Origin of the sequence: Pseudodesulfovibrio sp. S3 (assembly GCF_004025585.1) — a bacterium.
In the GTDB taxonomy this organism is placed as follows: Bacteria; Desulfobacterota; Desulfovibrionia; order Desulfovibrionales; family Desulfovibrionaceae; genus Pseudodesulfovibrio.
Genome location: NZ_QTZO01000006.1, coordinates 61,427 through 77,942 on the forward strand (window position 1 = coordinate 61,427; position 16,516 = coordinate 77,942).

Genomic DNA, 16,516 nt, shown 5'->3' on the forward strand with positions numbered 1-16,516 from the left:
CTCTTTGTTTTCTCGCCGTGTGGATGCCGTTTATCCGTCCAGCTCCGGCAGGTCCGTGAGGATGTCGAGGCAGATGTCCGCATTGTTGAGGGAATAAAGGTGGATGCCCGGTGCTCCCAGGGCGAGCAGTTCCCTGATTTGCCGTCTGGCTATTTCGATCCCTTTCTGCCTCACGGCCGTGTCGCCGCCCCGGTCATGGGCCTCCTGCAATTCGAGATACAGCCTCAACGGGATGTTCGCGCCGCACAGGGCCAGTATCCGGTTCAGGGACTGCAGGCTCAACACCGGGAGCACGCCCGGCACGATGGGCTGGGTCGTGCCTCGTTTGCGCAGGCGCAGAACAAGGTCGTGATACCGGCGTACATCGAAAAACAATTGCGTTATGGCGAAATCCGCCCCCGCATCAAGCTTGTGGCATGTCCATTTGAGATCGTCTTCGATGGAGGATGCTTCAGGATGCGCGTCCGGGTAGCAGGCAATGCTGATGCCCATTTCCGGCCAGCCCTTTTTTACGAATTCCACCAGGTCCGAGGCGTGGGAAAAATCCTTCCAGATGGCTTCTGGATTACCGCCGGGCATGTCGCCGCGAAGGGCCAGCACGTTTTCTATGCCCGCCTTCAGCAGCCTGTCCATATACAGGGCTATGGCGTCCCGTTCGGCGCCGACGCAGGTAAGGTGCGCCATGGTCGTCAGGCCGAACCGTTTGTTAACGGCGGCGGCGATCTCAAGGGTGTTGTCCTGCAATTTGCCCCCGGCACCGTATGTTACGGAAACGAACAACGGATCAAGGCCGGCCAATCGGTTGACCTGATCAAGGAAGCCGGGCCACTGGGCCTGCTCCTTGGGCGGAAAGAATTCAAGGGAGAGGAATCGTTCGGAGTGTTGGAGTGCGTCTATGATCTTCATTGCATATCCTTGCCTTCATGGAGGGCAGGCAGTCGGTCGCCTGCCCTCGGGTTATGTGGTCGATGGTCGGTTTCAGGCGTATTCCCGGCGCAGTCTGGCAGCGGCCCGGACCATGTTGCCGAGCGAGGCGGTGGTTTCCGGCCAGGCCCGGGTCTTGAGACCGCAATCCGGATTGACCCAGAGCCGTTCTGCGGGGATGACCTTCAGCGCTTTTGTGAGGAGCGAGTATATTTCGTCCGTGTCGGGGATGCGGGGGCTGTGGATGTCATAGACGCCGGGGCCGATCTCTGCCGGGTATTGATATGCATTGAATGCGTCGAGCAGTTCCATGCCGCTGCGGCTTGCCTCGATGCTGATCACATCGGCGTCCATTTCGGCAATGGACCGCATGATGACGTTGAATTCGCTGTAGCACATGTGGGAGTGAATCTGGGTGGCGTCCGCGACTCCGCCCGCCGCGAGCCGGAAGCAGTCCACTGCCCAGCGCAGGTAGGCTTCCTGCTGGTCCTTGCGGATGGGCATCCCTTCGCGCAAGGCGGCTTCATCGATCTGGATGATGTTGATCCCGGCGGCTTCGAGGTCCACGACTTCGTCCCGAATGGCCAATCCGATCTGGCGGCAGACATCTTCGCGCGGGAGGTCGTTGCGGACGAAACTCCAGCACAGTATGGTCACGGGGCCGGTCAACATGCCTTTCATGGGCCTGTCCGTCAGGCTTTGGGCATACACGGCCCAGTCCACTGTCATGGCTTCCGGGCGGGAGACGTCGCCGTAGATGATGGGCGGCTTGACGCAACGGCTGCCGTAGCTCTGGACCCAGCCGTTTGACGTGAAGCAGAACCCTCTGAGCTGCTGGCCGAAGTATTCGACCATGTCGTTCCGTTCCGGTTCGCCGTGTACCAGGACATCAAGTCCCAACGCTTCCTGGCGGTCAACGACTTCGGATATTTGTGCTTTCATTGTTTTGGTGTATTCCGCTGCCGACAGTTGCCCCTGTTTGTATTGCAGCCGCGCTTTTCGTATCTCGGCTGTCTGTGGGAACGAACCGATGGTCGTGGTCGGGAAAAGGGGGAGTTTCAGGCGTTCCTTCTGGACAACGGAGCGCACGGCAAAAGGCGATGTGCGCTCGTACATCCGGGGCGTGACGGCCTGGACCCGGCTGCGCGTCTGTTTGTCCACGACATCGGCATGAGCGCCCCTGGCAAGCAACGACATGGTGTTTTCGTTGAACAGGGCCGGTTTTTCATTGGTGATTGCGGCCTGTTTCAGCGCGTTGATTTCGTCGCACTTCTGTACGGCGAAGGCCATCCATTGCTTCAGTTCCGGGGCCAGTTCCGTCTCGTTCGAGGCGTCCATGGGGGAGTGGAGCAGCGAGCAACTGGAACCGATCATGATTTGGTTCGTCTTCACTTTCTGGGAGGCGGCATTCACTTTTCTGAGGGCTGTTTCCAATTCGGTTTTCCAGACGTTTCTGCCGTCTACCAGGCCGAGCGACAGGGTCATGTGCGGCGGCAGCGTGTCCAGGATGCGTTCCAGTTGCCTGCGGCCGCGGACCAGGTCGACATGCAGGCCGTTGACAGGCAGGGACAATGCCAGATCGAGGTTGTCGTCCAGTTCGCCGAAGTAGGTGGTGAGTAGCAGTCTGGCGCTGAGGGCTGCGGACTTGAGTTTCGTGTAGGAGAGCCTGAAGGCCTGTCTGGCCTCTTCCGTGAGGTCCGTGCACAGGATCGGTTCGTCGATCTGAATCCAGGAGCAGTGCGCGTCAAGCTCGGCTATGATCTCGCAATAGACATTGGTGATGCTTTCCAGATGATCCCAGCGGTTGCATGTGCCCACTTCCTTGGCGAGCATGAGGAATGTTACAGGTCCGACCAGGACCGGTTTCGGGGAGTATCCGAGTTCTCTGGCTGCCAGGGCGTCTTCCAGCAGGCGGGAATTGGATTTTTCGAAACGCATGTCCGGAGTCAATTCCGGGACTATGTAGTGGTAGTTGGAATCAAACCACTTGGTCATTTCCATGGCCGGGATGCCGTTTTCGGCATGTCCACGTGCCATGTGAAAATATGTTTGCAGATCAACTCCGCTGCCTTCCCGTTGGAATCGCGGAGGTACGGCCCCGAGTTGGGCTATGGTGTCGAGAACGTGGTCGTAAAGCGAGAAATCTCCGACCGGCAGCAGGTCCATTCCGGCCTTGGCCTGAATCTCCCAATGCCGTTTTTTGATGTCTTCGGCGATGGCGATCAGAGCGGTTTCTGTCGTTTCTCCCCGCCAAAAGCTCTCCAAGGCCCATTTCAATTCGCGGTTGATTCCCATTCTGGGAAAACCCAGCACGTGCGCGTTCATGTCTACTCCATGGTTATGGGTGAAAGACCAAGAGCGTGTACCTCGCAGCAGCAGGACCCGTTTGGATTCTGTGCCAAACCATCCGGCGACGAGGTTGTTTGCTCCCTGGCAAGACGTCTTCTGGCTTCCGGCCCCATCATGTTGAATCCCTTCCCTGAATCGGTGGTCATCAACGGGTTTTGCCGGTTACAGCGGCGCGTCCGCAGCGGTTTTTCACCGCTTTCCGTTTCTTGCCGAATCACTATATCAAGATGTATTGATATATTAAGGTGCGGGAAAAGGCAAGCCCTCGGTTTCGTGAGGGCCAATAGGGGTGTTTGGAATTATTCCTGTCTTTTAATCAATGGGTTAGGAACAACGGCGGTTGACGCATGTGGAGCAGTGCGTCCGGCAGGCGAGCCAGATGGCGGGTCCGTCCTTTCCGGAGTCATTGGGGGGTATTGTGCTTCAGTGTGAATAGAATTAAATGAAATATATTATCATATATAAAGCTGGAGGCTGCCATGCGTCCCGCTCTCGCGTCCATTTTCTTTTTTGATGGTGTTATGCGTCCCGGTCCCGGTCCATGCCTTCGATTGTGGCAAGGTTGCCTTCGGCACCCCCCTGAGCGAGCTGGATGGCGGCAATTTCATCCTGTATATGGAAAAAGACGGGGTGAGCTACTACAACTATACCGGTCCCTGCCGCACGGCCCTGCATGAGTACACCAATCCGGCCATTGCCTTCGCCGCTGTTGACGGCCGCATCTACGCACGCATCGTCCAAACCTTTGACGGTATAATATAAACCAGGCCCTGGCCAAGATTCAGGTCAAGGCCGGGCCGCCTGCCAAGACCTACAAGGACGGCGAATGGGACGTGTACGCGTGGAGCTTCCCGGATGACGTCGAGAGCAAGCTGAAGTTCAACCCCCGTACCGGTGAAATCCGCTCGGCGGTATATTACACCCCCCTTCGCGCCAAACTGAAGGAAACCAAGACCGATCCAGCCGAAGTGCCGACGAACTAAACCTGTGCCACAGGTTTTCATGAAATGAATTGAAGGGCCGGAGCGAGTGATCGTTCCGGCCCTTTTGGGTGACTCGTGAACCTTTTTGCTCAGGGCAATCCCCATGCCTTTCGGAGTCGGACATAGGCAGGCTCAGGCAGTTGCACCAGTATGGGGAACGCTGCCGGGGTCAGCCAGTGGATGAGTTCCTGCAGAGAACGCTCGCTCATGGCGGTGCACCCGGCTGTTGGCGAACCTTGGGGGTTTTGGATATGCAAAAATATACAGGAACCGCGGCCCGGCTCCGGGTGGTCGGAATTGTGCCCGACAAAAACACCGAGGTTGTAGACATTGTCTTTGCGCTGCATGGTCTCGGCACTGTTCCACGGGGCCGTTGAACCGGTCGGCAATCGTTGCGTGGTGTTGTAGTGAGCTGATCCGGGATCATCCACACAGAACAAATCCGATTCCACATCCAGTACGGGCATGGCCGTTCCTGCGATCTGCTCAGGGTCGTAGGCAAAGGCATAGGGCAGGGTGAAGATGCCGGCAGGAGCCTTTCCGTCCCCTTCGAATTTCCTGGGTTCACCGGGGAGGATTGCATCCGGGGGATGAAGCCCCAGACCCCAGCCCTGACCGCCTTTGCCCAGGATGACGGCAACCGGTTCGCCGGTTTGCAGCCAGGTGCCGTCAGACGTCCGCGCATATCGCCGCAAGGTGCCGCTTCGGCTTTCCCAGTTCGGGGCGGTCACAACAATCAGCTGACGGCTTTTTTGCATCCATGCGGACTGGTTCTTATCGGCAGAAATAGAGGGCGGTTGAGGAGCATCCATGGCCCAGGCGGGAGCGGAGGATAAAAACAGCAGGGCCAGCAGTAGGCATTTAAGGCATCTTTCGGGAAAAGTCGTGAGAAAATGGGGTGTCGAATGGAATAATGCTTGTGGTGTTGGCATGATGTCGTCTCCGGATTTTGTAGGATCATTCGGACTTCAGAAGTAAATAACATCGTATTCAGTGATAAATCAACTGATACGGTCAGGTACAATTATTGGAGTGTCCGGCAGGGATGCTGGTGGAGCGGGGCTGCCTGAAATATTTATTGCTGATATGAATACGATTTTAATTTTTAATTCATGTACAAGGTTCTACTGAAATAAGTAATATAGTAAATGTGTATGTCTCGAATGTCGTAACAATGATGTTGTACAATGAAAATCAATTTTAAAATCATATGAACGGCTGTTTATAATTTTACAGAGTGCTAAATTGTCCATGTTAATTAGGTTGTTAATTGTTGTTATTAGGAGTTTGTTGTTTTAAAAAAATGTCTGACTGGGCGAATTATTTTTTTGTGATCATCTTTTTTGGAAAATATTGCTTGACTTCCCTCAAAAATTGTTTAGATAGTAAATACAACACCAGCCGCACCCGTGAAGGCGCGGTCAAACTGTGGCCAGAGCTGGTTGTGATTAATACAAGTCTATATAGGAGCCGTGTGTGCAACTTGTACACGGTTCCTTTTTTTTAGTGCACGGGCGCTATATCATCATCACGTTTTAGGAGAATTTGAATGTCTAAGAATCTTTATGTCGGCAACCTGTCCTGGACTTCTACTGAAGACGAAATTCGTGCAGCCTTTTCAGCTTATGGCGAAGTCACTTCCGTCAAGCTGATCGAGGATCGCGAAACAGGTCGCCCCCGTGGTTTCGGTTTCGTCGAAATGGACGACGCCGGTGCGCGTGAAGCTATCGCCAATCTGGACGGTAAGGACTTCGGTGGCCGTAATATCAAGGTCAACGAAGCCAAGGCTCGTGAAGAGCGTCCCCGCTGGTAGTTTTTGTCTTTAAGCCGTAAGGCATCAGGCGCCTGTCTTTTATGAGACAGGCGCCTTTTTTTGTGCCTTGGCCTCAGATGTCCGGGATGCGAAGAGGTGCCTGCGTCCAGTGGGCGGGCCGGGTTCATTCCATCTGTTCTATTTCCGATCAAGAGTCAGCCTGTCTGTGGCCGGGTCTGGCGGCAGTCCCGGCCACAGATGTCAGGCGCCCTTGCCGAAACCGCACACCGGGTAGCGGCATTCGGCGCATCCTTCGCAGAATCCGCCGTGGCCGAGATTGAGGATGTCCTCATGGGTCACGTCCTTGCCCGCCAGGATGCGGGGTATGATCAGATCGAAGATGCTGGCGCGATAGTACATGACACAGCCGGGCAGGCCGACCACCGGCACGTCGCCGATCTTTGCCAGCATGAACATGGCACCGGGAAAGGTGGGGGCGCCGTAGGCCACGACCTCTGCACCGGCCCTGCGGATGGAAGCGGGCGTCTGATCGTCCGGGTCCACTGACATGCCGCCCGTGACCACCACGAAGTCGGCGCCGTCCGCGATGAAGTCCTGAATGGCCTCCACGGTCATGGCCGGATCGTCCGACACGAGTTTCTGGCCGATGGGGGTGGAACCGTATCCCTTGAATTTTGTGCGGATGACCGGACCGAACTTGTCCTTGATGCGGCCGTTGTAGACTTCGCTGCCCGTGGTGACGATGCCTACACGGCACGGTTTGAGCGGACGGACCTGAATGAGCGGTGGGTTTGTTCGGAGCAGGGTTTCGGCTTCGGCCACGATTTCCTCGGTGACCACCAGCGGAATGACGCGGGTGCCGGCCATTGCCCGGCCCTTGCTCACGAGCTGGTTGGTGTGAATGGTCCCGAAGATGACGTCCTTGACCGAGTTCAGTTTGAACAGGATGTCGGTGTCGATGTCGAGCAGTCCGTCGTGGGCGGCGCACAGGGTGATCTTGCCCTCCACCGGGGCGCTCAGGGTGATGCCGGGACCGGCGGCTGCCTCGGCTATGCGGCGGGCGGCCTCGTCCTCGTGAACGTAGCCGTCCCGGGGGTCGAAGACGTAGAGATGCTCCTTGCCGATATCCAGCAGGGTGGGAATGTCCGCTTCCGTGACCACATGGCCGCGACGGAAAGCAGGGCCTTTTTCGCTGCCGGGAATGATCCGGGTGATGTCGTGGCACAGGACGGTGCCCACGGCATTTTCAACGTGTATGGTTTTCATGACAACCTCGTAGTGATGCGAATGAATGCTTACAGATCATGCGGCGTGCAGGCGGCGGAATCGTATTCCACCCAGCCTGTCTGCCCGTATTCCTTGAGGAATGAGGCGACGCCGATGCAGACCACGCCGAGTACGGGCAGTCCGACCACGATGGACGCTGTTTGCAGTACCGACAAAGGACCGTCGATGAGCATGATGCCCGTGGGAACCAGGCCGAGGGACATGGCCCAGAACAATCTGTTCCAGCGGGCAGGCTCTTCGTCGGGGGTGAGTTTGCGCGTGGTGGTGGCGGCCAGTGCAAAGGAGACCGCGTCAAAGGTGGTGGCCATGGAGATGGCCGTGACCCCGGCAAAGACGAGTTTGTAGAGGGGGGCCATGGGGATGAAATCCGCAATGGCCATGATCGCGGTGGCTCCCTTGACGGTCTTGACCATGGTCACCACGTCAAGCTGGCCGGTGAGCTGAAGGTGCAGGCCGAAGTTGCCGAACACGAGATAGAAGCATCCGCAGCCCAGCGAGGCCACGATGACCGGGCCGAGCACGACTTCGCGGACTGTCCGGCCACGGGAGATCTTGGCGATGAACAGGGACATGAACGGGGCATAGGCCACGAACCAGGCATAGTAGAATACGGTCCAGTCCTTGGTGAAGCCCGAGGTGCTCATGGGGTCCATCCAGGTGGCCATGGTGATGAGCTCGGAATACATCAGGCCTAAGGACGTGATGGCCATGTCGGTCAGGAAGACGGTCGGGCCGACGATGAAGACGAACAGGAGCAGGGCCATGGCGATGAGCACGTTGAAGTCGGAGAGGTTGCTCAGTCCCTTTTTGAGACCCAGGCTGGCAGAGATGCAGAATATGGCTGTGACGAAAATCAGGGTGCCGAATTCCAGCGCAAAGGAGTGCTCCAGCCCGGTGACCGAGGCAACGGCCGCAGCCACGATGGGGATGCCCAGGCCGAGGGCCGTGGCGGAACCGGCCACGAGACCCGTCATGAACAGGATGTCTATGATCTTGCCGGGCCAGCCGTTGGCCTTTTCACCGAGCAGGCCGGTACAGGCCTGGGAAATGTTCAGGATGGGAACGCGCTTGACGTAGTAGCTGTAGCCGATGGGCACGGCCAGCACCGCATAGATGGACCAGCAGATCGGACCCCAATGAAACATGCCGTAAGCACAGCCCCACTGGGCAGCCTTGAGGGAACCGGCGGGTTCGCCGTGCATGGGATAGGCCGCATAATATGCCCAGTCGATGGAGCCGCCGAACATGATGCCTGCACCCACACCGGCACAGAAAAGCATGCCGATCCAGGAAAAGGTCGAGTATTCGATTTTGTCTCCGAGCCGCTTGCGGGAAAAGGGGCCGAAGGCGAACCACATGAGCAGGATGAACGTTCCGGCCCCGAACAGCATGTACAGCCAGCCCATCTCCACGGTGACGAATGTGAACATCGTGTTGATGACCCGTTCACCTGCCTCGGGAAACAACAGGAGCGGAATGCACGTGGCCAGGATGATGGACAGTGCGCCGAAGAAGCATACCGTGCAGACGCCGCCTTTTTCCGGTGGGCACATCGGAAGCGGTGTACGCGGACTCATTTCTCTTGTCATGATTCCCTCCAATCTTTCAGAGCTGTAGTGAAAACACAAGACAGTTAGCGTTAATGCTCGATCGCAATCCTTATGGATTGATTCTGTACAGGGTTTGCCGGTGGCAACTTCCTGCGAACCATGGAAGCATCCTGGCGGCATCGTTTCCGGCCAGTTCGACTTTGAAGCGGTGGACCAGTTCCCTTCCGCCGGGGATGTCGGCCTTGTTCAGGAGGACGATGCGTTCACAATTTGGCGGACATCCTTTGAACAGCCCGCCTGGGGCCATGGTCACACTGATCATGTGCGCCGCAGAGAGAGACTCCCCAAGGGCCGCGCCGGTGATCCCGGCAAAATGTTCGGGGCGATGGACTGTTTGATCCGAGAAGGGATTGCCCAGTGCGTCCAGGCCCATGACGCCGATGCAGATGTCGGACTGGAACGGAATGACGGGTTCGTGAGGACCAGGTGCCTTGAGCGGCTTACGCGCTGCGCCGTCAGCTTCCACCAGGATGGCATCGGCCACACCGGAGTGGTGCAAAGCGTCGACTGTTTCCGGGGCCAGTCCGATGAGTTTTCCTGTGGCTTTGTCGTATCTTTTGGCTGTGACGATACAGGAATTTTCTCGTAACGCCCGGCGCAACCGGTCCAGGTAATCCGGGCCATCGGCCAACAGGACGGTCTCGACATCTTGGAGCGGGAGGATTTTGGTGGTCGTGGTGACAACCACCCGTTGCCCGGCAGCGACCCTGCTCATGGCGATCCAATGGAGGAGTGACGTCTTTCCTCCCGCTCCGATGACGGTGACAAGCCGGTGTTCCGGCGAGGTGAATGCGGCAGGCGCGCTCAGGGGGGCGATCCTGTTCATGCGCACCGCAGGAAAAGATGTTCGCAGATGGCTTCAAGGACGCCGCCGCCGATGGCGAGAGCCTTGTCGGAAACCTCGTTGCAATAGGAGATGGTGCCTCTGGGGTCCACGTCGGCGAGCTTGGTGCGTTTCATGACCGGGGTATTGGTTCTGAGCAGACCCCGGATGACGCCGGACAGTGCCGCCACCACCGGGGTGTCGTTCACGAAGCCGAAGACGTCGCCTTTTTCCACCACATGGCCGATGTCGAAAGAAGAGGTGAAAATGCCATCGTGCTCGGCCCAATGGACACGTTCGATGGAAAATCCGGCGATGGTGCCGGGGATACCCGTGTTCGGGGCGGCGGGGCCGTAGGTGATGACGCGCCCGAGATGGTGGCCGCGTTTGGTTTCGATGACCCTGTGCACGTCCTGTCCCGCAGTGAAGCCCGGCCCGAGGCCGATGACCAGGGGAGCCTGGGCCTTGCTGGTGCCGAGATTGCGTTTGGCGAGAATGGCATCCACCAGCACGTCCGGTTGCACCAGGGGCAGGGAGTTGGCTTGCGGGTCGACCAGCACCGGGATGTCCCCTGCGGCCCATGTCTTTTCGAGATGATCCGGGGACGAGACGAGTACTGCCTTGACGCCTTCCACAGTCATTTCAGCGTGATAGACCGCTTCGGAAAAGGCCACGGTTCTGCGTACGGCCAGAGGGCTGGGCGTTTCCAGCAGCAGGACACGGGACAATCCGGCCTGGTAAAGCCGCAGGGCCACACCGGTGGCGAGGTCTCCTGCGCCGCGAATGGCAATGGTGGGAATGTTCATGGTATACATGCTGTTTTCCTAGGCTGTATTTGCATCGTAATTGGCAAGAAGCCGTTGATATTGTTGCTCTGTGTCTACGTCGATAAACGGTCCGACCTCATGGATGCGGACCAGGCGCAGGGCAAGTCCGGGTGAACCGAACAGTGGCCGCGCCCCAGTGTCGCCTTCCAGTTCGAAGACTTTCGGGAACCACGAGGACGGGATGGTGATGGGGTTGCCGCGCATGCCTTCCTGTACCGGGGCCACCCAGCACTCTGGCTGCTGGGCGAAAGCGCCTATGAGCATGTCAATGGCCGAGGCCGTGATCAGGGGTTGGTCTCCCAGAAGGGCCATGCACCCGTCGGCGTGGTCCATGACCGAGCGCAGGCCGGTCTTGAGAGACTCGGCCTGGCCCATGTCGCGATGGACGCTGGTGACGACGTTGCAACCGGAGAGGTCCACCGTGCGCCGCAGTTCAGCCCCTTTGGGCAGCACCACGGTCACGTCTTGCAGGGCGGAGTTGCGGGCGGCGTTCACCACATGTTGGAGCAAGGGGAGCCCCCTGAAGGGCAGGGACAACTTGTCCCTGCCCATACGGGCGGCTTTTCCGGCGGCGAGAATGATGCCGGAGACGTTCGCGGAATGATGGTACATGCCAAACTTCCTTGATTGAAGATTACTTGAGGCAGTCCATGAGGGTGTCGGCCACAATGGTCCGTGCCATCTGTACCTTGAATCCGTTCTGGAGCAGGGGCTTGGCTTCGGTAACGGCGGCCTCACCGGCCTCCCGGGCCAGTTCTTCCGTCAGCTCCCTGCCCATGAGCAACGCTTCGGATGCTTCGCAGCGGCGGGGGTTGTTGTATACGCCGTTGAGGCAGATGCGTGCGGCGGTGACCTTGCCGTCGGTCATGCTCACGGATGCGGCGCAGTTGACCAGTGCGAAATCGATGGATTTGCGGTAGGCGATTTTTCTGAAGGCGCTGACCTGACCGGCTTCGGGCAGGGGGACCACTATTTCGGTGACGATTTCATCCCGCCCGAGCACCGTGGACTGTGCGCCCATCTCGGCGGAGAAGAACGCGTCGATGGCAATGTCGCGCTTGGAGGTCTTGACCGTGGCGTTCAGGACGATGAGGGCAGGAGCCGTGTCGCTGGGGTTCACCGCGATGCACTTGTTCACCGCGCCGAAAATGGAGTGGTAACGGTGGTCGCCGGGAACGGCCAGGCATTTCTGGCCGCCTTTGCGCACGCAGTCGATGCGGCCTCCGATCTTGTCCGGGTAGCGGTAGTACCAGCAGCGGTTCTCCTGGCAGATGTTGCCTGCGATGGTGCCCATGTTGCGCAGCAGGGGAGACGCCGTGCGGCGGGCTGCTTCGGCCAGGCCGGGCCACTGTCCCTTGACCGTGTCGGATTCGGCTGCTTCGGTCAGGGTGACGAGCGCCCCGACGTGCAGGCCGTCTTCCTCCACGTGAATGTCCTTGAGGCCGGGGATGGTCTTGAGGTTGACGATTCTCTCCGGTGCTTCCATCCAGAGGTTGTCCTTGAGGCAGCCCATCAGGTCACTGCCTCCGGCCATGACGTAGGCAGGGCCTTCTCCGTCGTTCAGGAGAGAAACCGCCTCTTCAATGGAGGTGGCGTCAAAGTGATTGAAACGTTTCATTATTTTTTCCTCCCTCTGGCTTCGATCTTGCCCAGGCCAATGAGGATGCTTTCAGGGGTGTACGGCGTTTGGGTGAGGCGAACGCCGATGGCGTTGTAAATGGCGTTGGAGAATGCGGCCAGGGTGGGGCAGGCAGCGCCTTCGCCGCAGGCCGTGGCTCCAAACGGATGGGTCGGATCGCCGGGTTTCTCGATGACGATGGGATCAACGTCGCATTCCATGATGGTGGTGTGACGGTAATCCACCCAGTTGGGGGTCATGAGCCAGCCGTTGCGTTTGTCCATGATGCAGTCATTGCCGAGCATGGCATTGTCCACGCCGTGGCGGGAGGTGGAAAGCTGGCCTGCAACGATCTTGGGGTTCAGTGCCTTGCCCACGTTCTGGGCCATGGTCACCAGGACGTTCTCGATCATGCCGGTCTCGGTGTCGATGTCCAGGGAGATGAACTGGGCACCCTTTTCCTTGGGGATGAACACCTGGTCGCTTCTGCCGTCCTTGAGTCCGTTCGGGTGGGGTGAGTTGTTCACGTAATATCCGGTCACTTCGTGGATTCCGCCGTAGTGGCCGCGCGCGCCGAAGGCTTCGGCAAAGGTTACGCCCCTGTCCGGGTCGTTGATCATGCGGACGCCCTTTTCATTGAGCTCCAATTCCGCCGGGGCAACACCCATGACGCCTGCGGCCATGGCGAGAACCTGCTTTTTGGCATCCATGGCGGCCTCGAAGGTGGCCCAACCCTGAATCCAGGTGCCGCAACTGTTGGCCACGAGGGTGGCAAAGGGTGTGGAGTCGGTGTCGTGACAGACCAGGCCGATCTTTTTGTAGGGCAGGCCCAGGACTTCGGCGACGATCTGGCATTGGACGGTGTGCTGGCCCTGACCGATGTCGGCCACGGCGCAGACCAGGGCGGCCGAGCCGTCCGGGTAGATCTTGACCATGGCTTCGGAGGAGTTGCCCGGTCCGGGGCGGCCTGCGCCCATGGCGAAGATGGCCACGCCCATGCCGTGACGGATGCGGCCCGTCTTTTCCTTCGGATGCTGCCAGGTGTTTTTCCAGTCCAGCTTCTCCGCGCCTGCGTCGAGGCAGTCGCGGATGCCGGAGGAGGATATGAATGCGGATTTGTAGACCAGCGGGTCCCAGCCGGAATCGATGTCGCCTGCGCGCATACAGTTCATCTTGCGCAGTTCCACCGGGTCGATGCCCAGCTCATAGGCGGCGATGTCCATGGTGGTTTCCACGGCAAACGTGCCTTCGGGGGCGCCGTATCCCTGCCATCCGGCAGCGGGCTGCCTGTTGGTGTTCACGTAGCGGATCTTGCCGCGCAGATGCTTGCAGTTGCGGGAGTACAGGACCGCGCCGGTTGCGAGCATGGCGTTCTTGGCGGGGTACTTGTCGCCGCCGGAACCGGTTTCCTGCCAGTGGGACATGTCCATGGTCGTCAGGGTGCCGTCTTTCTTGAATCCTATTTTAACATCGGTCCGGCTTCCGCGCGACCAGCCGCTGACCATCTCTTCTTCTCGGGAATAAGGGCAGTGAACGGGTTTTTTCAGGTGGAGGCAGGCGAGTCCCGCGATCATGAGATAGTGGGAGGCGATGTTGCGGTCCAGCGGGAAGGCGTTCTTGCCGCCGAAGCTGGAGCCGGTGAACGGGGCCACGTAGTTCACCATGCTGGACGGGATGCCCAGGGCCTGGGCCAGGCAGAGCTTTTCGTCATGCATTCCCTGAGAGTGGGTGTACACATGGAGCTTGGTGCCGTCGAAGTCGGCGGTACAGCCGCGCGGCTCCATGGCCGGGCCTTTGCAGTAGGCGTACTTGAGCGCTTTCTGGTCGATGATGTAGTCGGCTTCTTCAAAGCCCTCGTCTATGTCGCCGAAGCCGTTGTAGTCGGACGGGGTCTTTGTCTTGAACAGGCCGGTTTCGGGGTCGCGGTCGCTCAGGTAGGCGTGGAATGCCCAGTCCTGGCAGTTGTCGACGCCCTCGAAAACCTGGGGAGCGCCTTCCTTCATGGCGTCTTCCAGGCTGGCAACGAACTTCTTCTTTTCGTATTCGACCCTGATGAGCCCCATGGCCTCTTCGGCAATGGTCTCGTCGTCGGCGATTACGGCGGCCACGAGGTCGCCGACGTAGTAGAGTGATTTGCGGAACGCCGTGGGGTAATTCTCGTGGGTCATGACGAGGTGGACGCCGGGGACGGCCTGGGCCTCGGTCGTGTCTATGGAGAGGATGTCGGCTGCCGGATACGGGCTGCGCAGGATGCGGGTCCGGAGCATTCCCGGCAGGATGAAGTCGGCGTAGTACCTGGCCTCGCCCGTGACGCGGGCGCGTCCGTCCTTCTGGCGAACGGATTTGCCTATGGATGTCAGTTCAGTCATCAGATCTGCTCCTTTGCCATCTTCCTGGCCGCGCTGCGCACGGCATTGATGATGTGCTCGTAGTTGTTGCAGATGCATATGTTGCCGCCGAGCGCTTCCTTGATCTCATCGTCGCTGGGGGTCATGTTCCTGCTCAACAGGTACTTGGTGGTCATGATCATGCCGGGGGAACAGAAGCCGCATTGTGCGCCGTATTCCTCAAGCCACGCTTCCTGGATGGGGTGGAGTTCGCCGTTTTGGGACAGCCCTTCGATGGTCTCGATGGTCTTTCCGTCCTGCTCCACGGCCAGGACCATGCACGCGGGTACGGCCACGCCGTTGATGAGCACGGTGCAGGCGCCGCATGCCCCTTCGCCGCACGCCTCTTTGGTTCCGGTATGGTGACAGTCGTTGCGAAGAACCCTGGAAAGGGTCCAGTGCGACTCCACCGGGATCGACAGGACCTCTTCGTTCACTGTCAATGTGATGAGTTTTTTTCGTTGTTCGGTCATGATGCTTCCCTTTGTCGAACGTTGTCGGTCGGCCTGTATCCGGCCAGAGTTCTTGATGAATAACCTGTCTCGCAGGCGCGTTTGTCCGTTTCCCGCAACAGGGTCGCGGGAGGAAATTCGTCGGGGCAGGCCCGAGGGCCCGCCCCATTATGGAGTCAAGGCGCTGTTAGGCTTGGTTGGGGGCGGCTTCCAGTTCGGGCTTTTTGCCGCCGCGGCTGGCCCAGGCGATGCCGCCGATGATCAGTGCCCCGGAGATGAAGTGAACCGAGTTCAGCTTTTCACCGAGGAAGACAAAGGCGAAGATGCCGCCCCACAGGGGCAGGGAATAGTAAATCATGCCGCACAGCTCGGGACCGGCCTTTTCAAGGCCGATGTTCCAGGTCCACCAGGCGATGATGGAGGAGCAGATTGCGGAGAAGGTGATGGAGAACAGGACGATGCCGTTCATGTTGAAGACCATGCTGGGCTGGGTGGATTCCCAGATGACGCAGGGTATGAGCATGAGCACGGCAAAGAAGGACATGAGGTACATGATGGTGCCGCCGGACAAGCCTTCAGGCGTCTTTTTGAGAATGATGCTGTAGACGGCGAAACCCACGGCTGCGGCGAGCATCAGGATGTCGCCGGCGGCGAAATGCATGCCGAGTATCTGGTCGATGTCTCCGTTCGAAACGAGGTAGAAGGAGCCGAGCAGGGCCACGATACAGCCTGCCCAGGTGTTCAGGGACTGCTTCTGGCCCATTCCGGCTGCGATCATGACGATGAAGATCGGGGTGGTGACGGAAATGAGAGACAGGTTGATGGCAGAGGTGGTCTGTGCTGCGAAATAGCTGAGCGGAGAGTATGCGGCCACACCGAACAGTGCCGCGGCGATGATTTGCGGCAGGAAAGTCTTGGCCACGGGCCATTCCTTTTTCACTTTCGGCAGCATGAAGGTGGAGAGAATGAGCAGAGCCATGCCCCAACGGGTCGCACCCAGGGTCATGGGTGAGATCTGGCCGACAGCCAGACGGGCGATGATAAAGGCCCCGGCCCACAGGACCGTGGCAAGCAAAGCGTACAGTGATCCAACGACTACTTGATTCTTAAACATTTTTTCTCCTCGAAGTTTGTTCATTCGCCGGATCTTGAGTCCTTGGGTCGCCGGAGTTTTTTCCCGATATGCCCCCATGTCGGAAAAGCGGCGAGCGAAACGGCTGTGCGGATACGGTGAATGCAGTTCCAGTTTTCCCTCAGTTGCGTGTTGAATGGCCCCTCCTTGCAGGACGTGAGCGATAGAATTTTTTTTGCATTGTGTCGTTCTGCATAGAAGCAACTGATATGCCAACGAAGTGCGCGAAAAAATATTTGATTTAATATAATAAAATCAAGATATTAAAGCGTGTAGCTAATTGATCGGTCAATCGGGGTGCAGATGATGAGTGAGTTGGTTTTGACTCACAATTTTGTGAATAATGAGCC

General features: G+C 58.4%; 15 protein-coding genes and 1 riboswitch. Of the genes, 3 read left to right on the forward strand and 12 right to left on the reverse strand.

Features of this window, described 5'->3' with window-relative positions; genetic code table 11:
- Positions 1-30: 30 nt before the first annotated feature.
- Positions 31-906 carry a methylenetetrahydrofolate reductase gene (locus tag DWB63_RS08615; protein ID WP_128328423.1) on the reverse strand — a complete coding sequence of 292 codons (876 nt, stop codon included), beginning with the start codon at positions 904-906 and terminating at the stop codon, positions 31-33.
- A 72-nt stretch (positions 907-978) separates the two neighbouring features.
- Positions 979-3,249 carry a 5-methyltetrahydropteroyltriglutamate--homocysteine S-methyltransferase gene (gene metE, locus DWB63_RS08620; RefSeq protein ID WP_128328424.1) on the reverse strand — a complete coding sequence of 757 codons (2,271 nt, stop codon included), beginning with the start codon at positions 3,247-3,249 and terminating at the stop codon, positions 979-981.
- A 94-nt stretch (positions 3,250-3,343) separates the two neighbouring features.
- Positions 3,344-3,515, reverse strand: a riboswitch (cobalamin riboswitch).
- A 271-nt stretch (positions 3,516-3,786) separates the two neighbouring features.
- On the opposite strand from metE, the gene DWB63_RS08625 reads away from it, so the two are divergent.
- Complete coding sequence (locus DWB63_RS08625; protein WP_128328425.1) at positions 3,787-4,035, forward strand: hypothetical protein; 249 nt, start codon at positions 3,787-3,789, stop codon at positions 4,033-4,035.
- A gap of 71 nt (positions 4,036-4,106) precedes the next feature.
- Positions 4,107-4,256: a hypothetical protein gene (locus DWB63_RS17275; protein WP_164879824.1), complete on the forward strand. Its 150-nt coding sequence runs from the start codon at positions 4,107-4,109 to the stop codon at positions 4,254-4,256.
- An 89-nt stretch (positions 4,257-4,345) separates the two neighbouring features.
- Here the strand turns inward: DWB63_RS17275 and DWB63_RS08630 are convergent, their stop codons facing one another.
- On the reverse strand, positions 4,346-5,014 hold the full coding sequence (locus DWB63_RS08630) for a L,D-transpeptidase family protein (RefSeq protein ID WP_164879825.1): 669 nt from the start codon (positions 5,012-5,014) through the stop codon (positions 4,346-4,348).
- A gap of 791 nt (positions 5,015-5,805) precedes the next feature.
- Between DWB63_RS08630 and DWB63_RS08635 the strand changes: the two genes are divergently transcribed.
- Positions 5,806-6,069 carry an RNA-binding protein gene (locus DWB63_RS08635; protein WP_128328427.1) on the forward strand — a complete coding sequence of 88 codons (264 nt, stop codon included), beginning with the start codon at positions 5,806-5,808 and terminating at the stop codon, positions 6,067-6,069.
- A gap of 201 nt (positions 6,070-6,270) precedes the next feature.
- Here DWB63_RS08635 and DWB63_RS08640 read toward each other — a convergent pair whose 3' ends face one another.
- The 9 genes from DWB63_RS08640 to DWB63_RS08680 form a co-directional block, all read right to left on the reverse strand.
- The gene (locus DWB63_RS08640; RefSeq protein WP_128328428.1) at positions 6,271-7,296 is read right to left on the reverse strand and encodes a molybdopterin-binding protein; all 1,026 of its coding nucleotides are present in this window, start codon (positions 7,294-7,296) and stop codon (positions 6,271-6,273) included.
- 29 nt (positions 7,297-7,325) lie between these two features.
- Positions 7,326-8,906: a BCCT family transporter gene (locus tag DWB63_RS08645; protein WP_164879826.1), complete on the reverse strand. Its 1,581-nt coding sequence runs from the start codon at positions 8,904-8,906 to the stop codon at positions 7,326-7,328.
- A gap of 70 nt (positions 8,907-8,976) precedes the next feature.
- On the reverse strand, positions 8,977-9,753 hold the full coding sequence (yqeC, locus tag DWB63_RS08650) for a selenium cofactor biosynthesis protein YqeC (RefSeq protein ID WP_128328430.1): 777 nt from the start codon (positions 9,751-9,753) through the stop codon (positions 8,977-8,979).
- Positions 9,750-10,565 carry a selenium-dependent molybdenum cofactor biosynthesis protein YqeB gene (yqeB, locus tag DWB63_RS08655; protein WP_128328431.1) on the reverse strand — a complete coding sequence of 272 codons (816 nt, stop codon included), beginning with the start codon at positions 10,563-10,565 and terminating at the stop codon, positions 9,750-9,752. Before yqeB ends, yqeC begins: the two co-directional genes overlap by 4 nt.
- Positions 10,566-10,574: 9 nt before the next feature.
- Complete coding sequence (locus DWB63_RS08660; protein WP_128328432.1) at positions 10,575-11,189, reverse strand: nucleotidyltransferase family protein; 615 nt, start codon at positions 11,187-11,189, stop codon at positions 10,575-10,577.
- 22 nt (positions 11,190-11,211) lie between these two features.
- Complete coding sequence (locus tag DWB63_RS08665) at positions 11,212-12,195, reverse strand: xanthine dehydrogenase family protein subunit M (protein WP_128328433.1); 984 nt, start codon at positions 12,193-12,195, stop codon at positions 11,212-11,214.
- Positions 12,195-14,564, reverse strand: a complete 2,370-nt coding sequence (locus tag DWB63_RS08670) for a xanthine dehydrogenase family protein molybdopterin-binding subunit (protein ID WP_164879827.1) — start codon at positions 14,562-14,564, stop codon at positions 12,195-12,197. Before DWB63_RS08670 ends, DWB63_RS08665 begins: the two co-directional genes overlap by 1 nt.
- Positions 14,564-15,055 carry a (2Fe-2S)-binding protein gene (locus DWB63_RS08675; RefSeq protein ID WP_128328435.1) on the reverse strand — a complete coding sequence of 164 codons (492 nt, stop codon included), beginning with the start codon at positions 15,053-15,055 and terminating at the stop codon, positions 14,564-14,566. Before DWB63_RS08675 ends, DWB63_RS08670 begins: the two co-directional genes overlap by 1 nt.
- A gap of 166 nt (positions 15,056-15,221) precedes the next feature.
- Positions 15,222-16,148, reverse strand: coding sequence for a DMT family transporter (locus tag DWB63_RS08680; RefSeq protein ID WP_128328436.1), 927 nt, complete (start codon positions 16,146-16,148; stop codon positions 15,222-15,224).
- Between the last annotated feature and the right edge of the window lie 368 nt (positions 16,149-16,516).

Coding starts and splice junctions, on each gene's coding strand:
- DWB63_RS08615 (WP_128328423.1), bottom strand. CDS start 906: ATGAAGATCATAGACGCACTCCAACACTCCGAACGATTCCTCTCCCTT.
- metE (WP_128328424.1), bottom strand. CDS start 3,249: ATGAACGCGCACGTGCTGGGTTTTCCCAGAATGGGAATCAACCGCGAA.
- DWB63_RS08625 (WP_128328425.1), top strand. CDS start 3,787: ATGGTGTTATGCGTCCCGGTCCCGGTCCATGCCTTCGATTGTGGCAAG.
- DWB63_RS08630 (WP_164879825.1), bottom strand. CDS start 5,014: ATGCAAAAAAGCCGTCAGCTGATTGTTGTGACCGCCCCGAACTGGGAA.
- DWB63_RS08635 (WP_128328427.1), top strand. CDS start 5,806: ATGTCTAAGAATCTTTATGTCGGCAACCTGTCCTGGACTTCTACTGAA.
- DWB63_RS08640 (WP_128328428.1), bottom strand. CDS start 7,296: ATGAAAACCATACACGTTGAAAATGCCGTGGGCACCGTCCTGTGCCAC.
- DWB63_RS08645 (WP_164879826.1), bottom strand. CDS start 8,906: ATGACAAGAGAAATGAGTCCGCGTACACCGCTTCCGATGTGCCCACCG.
- yqeC (WP_128328430.1), bottom strand. CDS start 9,753: ATGAACAGGATCGCCCCCCTGAGCGCGCCTGCCGCATTCACCTCGCCG.
- yqeB (WP_128328431.1), bottom strand. CDS start 10,565: ATGTATACCATGAACATTCCCACCATTGCCATTCGCGGCGCAGGAGAC.
- DWB63_RS08660 (WP_128328432.1), bottom strand. CDS start 11,189: ATGTACCATCATTCCGCGAACGTCTCCGGCATCATTCTCGCCGCCGGA.
- DWB63_RS08665 (WP_128328433.1), bottom strand. CDS start 12,195: ATGAAACGTTTCAATCACTTTGACGCCACCTCCATTGAAGAGGCGGTT.
- DWB63_RS08670 (WP_164879827.1), bottom strand. CDS start 14,564: ATGACTGAACTGACATCCATAGGCAAATCCGTTCGCCAGAAGGACGGA.
- DWB63_RS08675 (WP_128328435.1), bottom strand. CDS start 15,055: ATGACCGAACAACGAAAAAAACTCATCACATTGACAGTGAACGAAGAG.
- DWB63_RS08680 (WP_128328436.1), bottom strand. CDS start 16,148: ATGTTTAAGAATCAAGTAGTCGTTGGATCACTGTACGCTTTGCTTGCC.